This window comes from Frankia sp. AgPm24 (assembly GCF_023243055.1).
GTDB lineage: Bacteria > Actinomycetota > Actinomycetes > Frankiales > Frankiaceae > Frankia > Frankia umida.
In genome coordinates this window covers 121,510-130,292 of the sequence record NZ_JALKFW010000207.1, presented here as the reverse complement: position 1 = coordinate 130,292, position 8,783 = coordinate 121,510, and the positions used below count along the sequence as shown (strand labels likewise).

Annotated in this window: 3 protein-coding genes; all 3 read left to right on the top strand. The window is 74.9% G+C overall.

The window, feature by feature from the left end; translation table 11 throughout:
• On the top strand, nt 1-1,011 hold a 1,011-nt coding region (locus MXD61_RS20905; protein WP_248815159.1), incomplete at its 5' end, for an acyltransferase domain-containing protein.
• Between the two features lie 78 nt (nt 1,012-1,089).
• On the top strand, nt 1,090-6,966 hold the full coding sequence (locus MXD61_RS28170) for a type I polyketide synthase (protein WP_285223334.1): 5,877 nt from the start codon (nt 1,090-1,092) through the stop codon (nt 6,964-6,966).
• A gap of 38 nt (nt 6,967-7,004) precedes the next feature.
• Nucleotides 7,005-8,783: FAD-dependent monooxygenase (locus MXD61_RS20885; RefSeq protein WP_248815158.1), on the top strand; the 1,779-nt coding region annotated here is incomplete at its 3' end.

Here is an 8,783-nt window from a genome sequence, read left to right as displayed (position 1 = left end):
GCCACCACCCCCTTCTACTCCACCGTCACCACCACCCACCTCACCGACACCACCACCCTCACCCCCGAATACTGGTACACCAACCTCCGAAACACCGTCCAATACCACACCACCATCCAAAACCTCCTCCACCACGGCCACACCCTCTACCTCGAAACCAGCCCCCACCCCATCCTCACCCTCCCCACCCAGGAAACCCTCGACCACCACACCACCCCCGCCACCACCCACCCCACCCTCCACCGCACCCACCCCACCCTCACCCACTTCCACACCAACCTCGCCACCCTCCACACCCACGGCGCCACCAGCACCAGCACCAGCAGCAGCAGCACGGCCGAACCCCGCACCACCCTCCCCAGCTACCCCTTCCGGCACCGCAACTACTGGCCGGCCGAACCCATGGCCAGCGACCACCGGCCCGTCAGCGCGACACCCAGCGCGGCCCCCGCGGCCGACGCGGCGGCGGAAACGGACCAGGACACCGCGGGTGCCACCACGGACGCCCTGGTGCTGCGGCTGGCGTCGCTGGACGAGCCGGGGCGGGAGGAGCTGCTCGTCGAGCTGGTGCGCACGCAGGTCGCCGCCGTGCTCGGCGCCACGGATCCGCGGGAGGTCGACCCGCGGCGGGCGCTCAAGGAACTCGGGTTCGACTCACTGGCGGCTGTCTCGCTGCGCAACCGGCTGGGCGCGGCGACCGGGCTGAGCCTGCCCACCACGCTCGCCTTCGACCATCCAAGCGCCACCGCGGTGGCGGCGTTCCTGGGCACCCAACTGGACGTGGGCACTCCCGCGACCGGCATCGACACCCAGCTGGACCGGCTGACCGCCGCGGTCGCGGCCAGCACCGACGAGACCGAGCGCCGCCGGGTGGCCGGCGCGCTGCAGGACCTGTTGGCGCAGTTGACGGCCACAGCCGATCCCGGTCGCGACGAGATCAGTGAACGGATCGACGCCGCGTCCGACGACGACCTGTTCGGCCTGCTCGACAGCACCTTCGGCCCGCTCTGACCGACGGCCACCACCGGCCCGCGACCATCCGGCTCGCAGCCCGCCATCGTGATCCCATCCAGGCAATGAGGTAACGCCATGTCAGATGAGCAGCGGCTCCGCACCTACCTCAAGCGCGCGATGCTCGAACTGCACGAAGCCCGCCAGCAGCTCCGGGACGAGCAGGACCGGCGCCGCGAGCCGATCGCGATCGTCGCGATGGCCTGCCGGCATCCCGGCGGGGTGCGCTCACCGGAGGACCTGTGGCGTCTCGTCATCGACGAGACCGACGCGATCTCCGACTTCCCGACCGACCGGCACTGGGATCTGGACGCGCTCTACGACCCGGATCCCGACCAGGCGGGCACGTCCTACGTGCGTTCGGGTGGGTTCCTCCATGACGCGGGCGAGTTCGACCCGGAGTTCTTCGGGATCAGCCCGCGGGAGGCCGTGGCGATCGACCCCCAGCAGCGGCTGTTGCTGGAGACGTCCTGGGAGACCTTCGAACGCGCCGGGATCGATCCCGAAAGCCTGCGCGGCAGCCGCACCGGGGTCTTCTTCGGCAGCAGCACGCAGGACTACGGCGACGACCTGACGTCCCTGCCGCTGGACATCGAGACGTACCGGATGACCGGGGTCGCGGCCAGTGTGCTGTCCGGGCGGGTGGCTTACACGTTCGGGCTGGAGGGGCCGGCGGTGACCGTCGACACCGCCTGCTCCTCCTCGCTGGTCGCCCTGCACCTGGCCGTCCAGTCGCTGCGGCAGGGCGAGTCGTCGCTGGCGCTGGTCGGTGGCACCTCGATTCTCACGACGCCGGCCGGCTGGGTGTACTTCAGCCGGCAGCGCGGGCTGTCCCCGGACGGACGGTGCAAGGCGTTCGCCGCCGCCGCGGACGGGACGGGCTGGGGCGAGGGGGTCGCCGTCCTGCTGCTGGAACGGCTCTCCGACGCGCGCCGGCTCGGACATCCGGTGCTGGCGGTGGTGCGTGGCTCGGCGATCAACCAGGACGGGGCGAGCAACGGGTTGTCCGCGCCGAACGGCCCGGCGCAGCAGCGGGTGATCCGCGCGGCGCTGGCCAACGCGGGTCTGCTGGCGACACAGGTCGACGCGGTGGAGGCGCACGGCACGGGAACCACTCTCGGCGACCCGATCGAGGCCCAGGCGCTGTTGGCGACCTACGGTCAGGACCGTGCGCAGGAGCGGGCGCTGCGACTGGGATCGATCAAGTCGAACATCGGGCACACCGGGGCCGCCGCCGGCGTCACCGGCATCGTCAAGATGGTGCTGGCGATGCAGCACGGGGTGCTGCCGCGCACGCTGCACGTCGACGCGCCCTCCCCGCATCTGGACTGGTCCGCCGGCGCGGTGTCGCTGCTGACCGAGACGCAGCCGTGGCCGCGGACCGGCGAGCCGCGGCGCAGCGCCGTCTCGGCGTTCGGGGTCAGTGGCACGAACGCCCACGTCATCCTCGAGCAGGCACCCGAGCCCGAACCGGTCGGCGCGCACGTCGGCGAGCCCGCCACCACGGCCGTACGGCCGTTCCTGATCTCCGCCCGCGGTGCGGACGCGCTGCGGACACAGGCCGCCCAGCTGCGTGGTTTCGTCGCCGGGCAGCCGCCGGGCGCCGACCCCGGGATCGCCCACGCGCTGGCCACGACCCGGGCCCGGCTCACCCACCGGGCGGTGGTGCTCGCGGCCGACCGCACGCAGCTGCTCGCCGGGCTGGACCAGGTGGCCCGCGACGGTCTCGCGTTGGGCACACACACCGACGGCGTGGTCACCGGCGGGCGCGGGCAGTGGCGCCGCGGACCGGTGTTCGTCTTTCCCGGCCAGGGATCGCAGTGGCCGGGGATGGCCGTGGAGCTCGCCGTCTCGTCGCAGGCGTTCCGGGAGCGCTGGCAGCAGTGCGGCCAGGCACTGGCGCCGCATGTCGACTGGTCCCTGGACGCGGTCGCCGACGACGCGGCGGCCCTTGACCGGGTGGATGTCGTGCAGCCGGTGCTGTGGGCGATGCAGGTGTCACTCGCGGCGCTGTGGCGATCCTTCGGGGTCGAGCCCGCCGCGGTGATCGGTCATTCGCAGGGTGAGATCGCGGCGGCGGTCACGGCCGGCGGCCTCTCACTGGCCGACGGCGCGCGTGTGGTCGCACTACGCAGTCAGTTGTTGACCGAACTCGCGGGCCAGGGCGGCATGGTCGCCCTGGGCCTCGACCGCGACGACAGCCGCGAGCTGCTCACCCGGTGGGACGGCCGGCTGGTCGTCGCGGCCGTGAACGGGCCGCGTTCGGTGACCGTGGCCGGCGATCCGGATGCCTGCGCCGAGCTGGTCGCCCACTGCCAGCAGCGGCAGGTGCGGGCCCGCCGGGTGCGGGTCGACTACGCCTCGCACACCCACCACGTCGAAGCGATCCGGGAGCGGCTGCTGACCGCGTTGGCGCCGCTGTCCCCCACGTCGTCCCCGGTGCCGTTCTACTCCACGGTCACCGCGGGCGCGCTGGACACCGCCGAGCTCGATGCCGGCTACTGGTACCGCAACCTGCGCGAACCCGTCGCCCTGCACGACACGGTGCGGCTGCTGGCCGACCACGGCCACCGGGTGTTCGTCGAACCGAGCGCGCATCCGGTGCTGACGGCCAGCGTGGAGGAGACCATCGAGCAGGTCGCGGACGGCACCGGGCTGGTGGTCGGCTCCCTGCGCCGCCAGGACGGTGGGCCGCACCGGTTCCTGGCCTCGCTCGCGGAACTGGACGTCCAGGGCGTCACCGTGGACTGGACGCCCGCGCTGGGTGGCTCCGCCGCCGACACCGCCCGGATCGAGCTACCCACCTACGCGTTCGCCCGCCAGCGGTACTGGCTGGACGAGCCCGCCGCCGACGCCCCCCGCCCGGGCCCGCACGCGGGATCGGCGCTGCCCACCGGGGCGGCCGCCGACCCGGCCGAGGTCGACTTCTGGGCCGCGGCCGAACGCCGCGACGGCCAGGCCCTCGCCGACATCCTGGGAACCGGGCCGGCCGAGCCGTCCGCGGACCTGCTGGCGGCGCTGGGCGCCTGGCGCACCGGGCGGCGTGAGCGGGCGCTGATCGACTCCTGGCGTTACCAGCCACGCTGGCACAGCCGCGGCGAACCGGGGCCGGCGGTGCTCGGCGGGGACTGGCTGCTCGTCCTGCCAGCCGACCCAGGCCCGGACGACCCAGGCCCCGACGACCCGCGCCCCGACTACGCCTTCCCCGACGACGCGGGTCGCGCCGAGGCGGGCGGGGCGGCGCTGGCCGACGCGGTCCTCGCGGCGCTGGCGGCGCACGGTGCCCGGGTGACGCGGGTGCCGGTGGCGGCGGGCATCGAACGGTCGGCGCTCGCCACCCAGCTGCGGGCAGCCGGGGCGGCGTCGGCCGCCGGTGTGGTCTCCCTGCTGGCTCTGGCCGACTCCGACGAACCGCGGCACCCGGGGGTCCCGGCGGGGCTGATCCAGACGCTGACCCTGGTGCAGGCGCTGGTGGACACGGCCGCGACGGGTCGGCTGTGGCCGCTGACCCGCGGCGCGGTCTCGGTGGGCCGGTCGGACCGGCTGGTCAGCCCCGCCCAGGCCATGGTCTGGGGTCTGGCCAGAGGCATCGCCGCCGAACATCCCCAGCTGTGGGGCGCCGTGGTGGACCTGCCGGCCACCCTCGACAGCCGCGCCGCCGCCCGGCTGGTGGGCGTCCTGGCAACCCCGGGTGCGCCGGCCGCCGCCCGGTCAGCCGACCCGGCCGAGGCCAGCACGGACGCGGCCAGCGAGACCGACGACGAGGTGGCGCTGCGCGTCGGTGGGCTGTTCACCCGCCGGCTGGTACCTGCCGCGCTGGCGGTCACGAGCCCGGTCACGAGCCCGGTCACGCGTGCGTCGTGGCTGGCCGGGACGGTCCTGGTCACCGACGCGACGTCCCCGCTGGGCCACGCGACCGCGTTGTGGCTGGCCCGCGGCGGGGCCAGGACGCTGCTGCTCACGGTGCGACCGGACGTCGCCGCCGCCCACAGCACGCGGCTGCACGACCAGCTGCACGCGCTGGGCGTCCAGGCGCGGGTCCTCCCGGTCGATCTGGCCGACCCGGACGCCGCCGTCACTCTGCGTGAGGCTCTTGATCCCAGTGGCGGACCGGCCCTGACGGCCGTCCTCCACACCGCCCAGCTGCTCGACGAGGGGCCGCTCGACGCGTTCACCCCCGAACGTCTCGCCCAGGTGGTGCGGGCCAAGGCGACGGCGGCCCGCACCCTGGACGAGGTCACCCGTCCGCTGACCCCGGCGGCCTTCGTCCTGTTCTCCTCGGCGGCCGCGACCCTCGGCGGCCCCGGACTGGCCGCCTTCGCCGCCGCGAACGCCTACCTGGACGCCCTCGTCGAACACCGGCGGGCCGCCGGCCTGCCCGCCACGGCGGTCGCCTGGACGGCCTGGTCCGAACCGGACGTCGAGCCCGACACCGAGTCAGCGGCCGAGCCGGACACCGCTGCCGGCACGCGGGCCCACCCGGCGGTGGGGCACGACGGGGAAGCGGGCCGGCTGGCCCGGTTGCGCCGCCGCGGTTTCACCCCGGTGGACCCGGACCTGGCTCTGCGCGCCCTCGGCGAGGTGCTCGACCACGACGAGCCCGCCATGCTGATCGCCGACGTCGACTGGCCCCAGCTGGTACGCCACCGTGAGGCGGCCGGCGGCACACCGCCCCTGGTCCGCACGATTCCCGCGGTCGACGCACTCCGGCGAGACCAGCGGGCCCGCGAGGCCAGCCGGCCCACGTCCACCCGGATCTCGGTGGCGCAGCTCGCCGGCCGGCCGGCCGCCGACCAGGAAGCCAGTCTGCTGGAGCTGGTGGGCGCGGAGATCGCCGCGGTCCTTGGCCATGGCGGCGGGCGGCGCGTCGACACCCGCCTCGGACTCCTGGAACTCGGCTTCGACTCGCTGACCGTGGTGGAGCTGCGCAACCGGCTCAGCGCGGCGACCGGCCTGCACCTGCCGGCCCGGGTCATGCTGGACGCGGGCAGCCCCCAGGAACTCGCCCGGTACCTGCGCGCGCGACTTCCCGGCGCCGCGGACGACCATCCCCAGAGCGCGCCGACTCCGGCCGCGTCCGCCGCCATTCCACGCCAGACCAGTGGGCCGGCCGAACCGCGCAGCACTCAGAGCCTGCTGAGCGCACTGTTCCAGCAGGCCCGGGAGACCGGCCGGCTGGCCGAGTTCACCGAGGCGATCTCGCAGACGGCCCGGTTCAGGGCCACCTTCGAACATCCCGGCCCGGGCGAACGACCGGCGCTCACCCGCCTGGCCGAAGGCCGGGAGCTACCGGCGCTGGTCTGCCTGCCCACGGTGCTGGCGACCTCGGGGCCCTACCAGTTCGCCCGGTTCGCCGCGCACCTGGTCGGAACCGCGAGCGTCTGGGCCCTGGCGCTACCCGGGTACCTCGACGGCCAGCGGCTGCCGGCGTCCAGGCAGGCCCTGGTCGAGGCGATCGTCGAGACATTGCGGCCGGTGGCGCAGGACGGGCCGTTCGTGCTGGTCGGCTACTCCTCGGGCGGGACCCTGGCGCACCTGGTCGCCCAGCGGTTGGAGGAGCTCGGCACCGGCCCGCTGGCCCTGGCACTGCTCGACTCCTACCAGCCGGCCGGTGCCGCGTTCACCCACGTCGGACCCGCGCTGCTGGCCGGCATGGCCGAGCATCTGGACGAACTGACACCCGTCGACGACGTCCGACTCACGGCGATGGGTGGCTACCTGCGGCTGCTGGCCGACGCGCCACGGACCACGCTGCACGCGCCGACGCTGCTCGTACGGGCGGCCCGGCCGCTGCCCGCCTGGTCACCGGACACCGCGTGGCAGGCGGACTGGCCCGACGTCGAGACCGCCACCGACCTGGCGGCCGATCACTTCTCGCTCATCACCGAGCACGCCGGCGCGGCAGCGCGGGCCGTCCAGCAGTGGCTCGCCGGGCTGCTGGTCGCGGCCCGCTGACCCCTACGTCCACCCGTGCACCGTTCAAGGAGACCGCAATGAGCAGTGCGACATCCGTCCTGATCGTGGGAGCGGGCCCCTGCGGCCTCGCCCTCGCCGCGGTCCTCACCCGACTCGGGACCAGCGTCCGTGTGATCGACGCCGCCGACGCGGCCGGGACGGGGTCGCGGGCGATCCTGCTGTGGCCACCGGCCCTGGAGGTCCTCGACGACCTCGGCGTCCTCGACGAGGCGCGACAGCTCGGCTTCGCGCCGCACGCGATGAACTACTACCTCACCGGACGGCGGACCGTGCGCATCGGGCTTGACCCGCGCAACCGGCCGCTGGTGCTCCCCCAGGAGCACACCAGCCGGCTGCTGAGCAAAGCGCTCACCGAGCAGGGGGTGGCGGTCGAGTGGTCGACCCGCGCCACCGATCTCACCGTCAGCGAACACGGGGTCGTCGTCGAGGTGACACGGCCGGCGGGCACCGAGACCATCACGGCCGACTGGCTGATCGGTGCGGACGGGGTGGGCAGCGCGGTCCGCCAGCGGCTCGGCATCGAGTTTCCCGGCGGGGATGTCCCGCTCACGGTGCTGCTCGCCGAGGGGATCGTCGACGGCGGCTTCGCCCGCGACGAGCTGCACTACCATTTCGGCCAGGCCGGTCCGCTGCTGTGCGCGCCGCTGCCCGGTGGTCTCGTGCGGCTGGCCTCGCCGCTGGCACCGGACACCGCCCTGAGCACCGAGCTCGTCCAGCGACTGGTGGATCTGCGGGGGCCGGGTGGGCTGACCGTCGGCGCGCTGGGCACCCTGACCACGTTCACCAGCCAGGAGCGGATCGCCGCCACCCTGCGGCTACGCCGGGCATTCCTGATCGGGGACGCCGCGCACACCCACTCCCCGATCGGCGGGCAGGGCCTCAACCTGGGCCTGTCCGATGTGCGCAACCTGGGCTGGAAGCTGGCCGGCGTCGTGCAGGGCCGGCTGGCCGAGTCGGTGCTGGACACCTACGACCCCGAGCGGCGCCAGGCCGCCGAGCAGACGGTCCAGACAGCCGCCCGGCTGATCCGGCTGGCGGTGCTGCGCGGAGCGAAGGCCCGGGTGCGCAACGCCGGCTGGGATGTCCTGCAGCGGACCGGTTCGCTGCGCCGCTGGTACGCGCCGCTGCTGGCCGGCTGGCGAACCCGCTATCCGCTGCTGCTCGGCGAGCCCGAGCCCGCGGGGGCGCTGTCGCCGGGCGGGCTGCTGCGCGGCAGGGGGCTGGGCGGCAGGGGGCTGGGCGGCAGGGGGCTGGGCGGCAGGGGGCTGGGCCGGGCGTCCCGGCGGGGCCTGCCGCCCGCGGGTGCGCGCACCCCGGCCTGGATCCCGGCCGCCGGACCGATCCGCTCCGCCACGGCCGCGGGACGGCTGCGTCTGGTGACGAGGGGACCCGCGGCACCGACCAGGCCGGACGGGTCCACCGGGCAGGTCGCAGACAGCCTGGTGGGGGCCGCCCGGGCCGTGACCGACCGCTTCCCCAGCCTGGTCAGCCACGAGCATGTGGCGGACGGGCCGGCGGGGTTCGTCCTGCTGCGCCCGGACGGCTATGTCTCGGCGTCCGGTTCCCGAGCCGCCGAGCTGGCCGAGGTCGAGCGGCTGCTGACCGTCCTCTCCCCGACGCCGCGGGCCCAGGCGCCGACCACGGAAGCGGGATCCGGGTCTGCGACATCGTCGTCCGGGTCGGCAGCATCGAGCGGGGAGCCGGTCTCGGCGCCGCAGGACACCCCGAGGCGGCCGGCGGTTCCGGCCGCCCGGGGCCCGAGGTCCCGCGGGGCCGGCCCGGTGGGGGGGCCCCCG

Excerpts from the sequence above, each read along its gene's own strand:
- MXD61_RS28170 (WP_285223334.1), top strand. The coding sequence starts at position 1,090 with ATGTCAGATGAGCAGCGGCTCCGCACCTACCTCAAGCGCGCGATGCTC.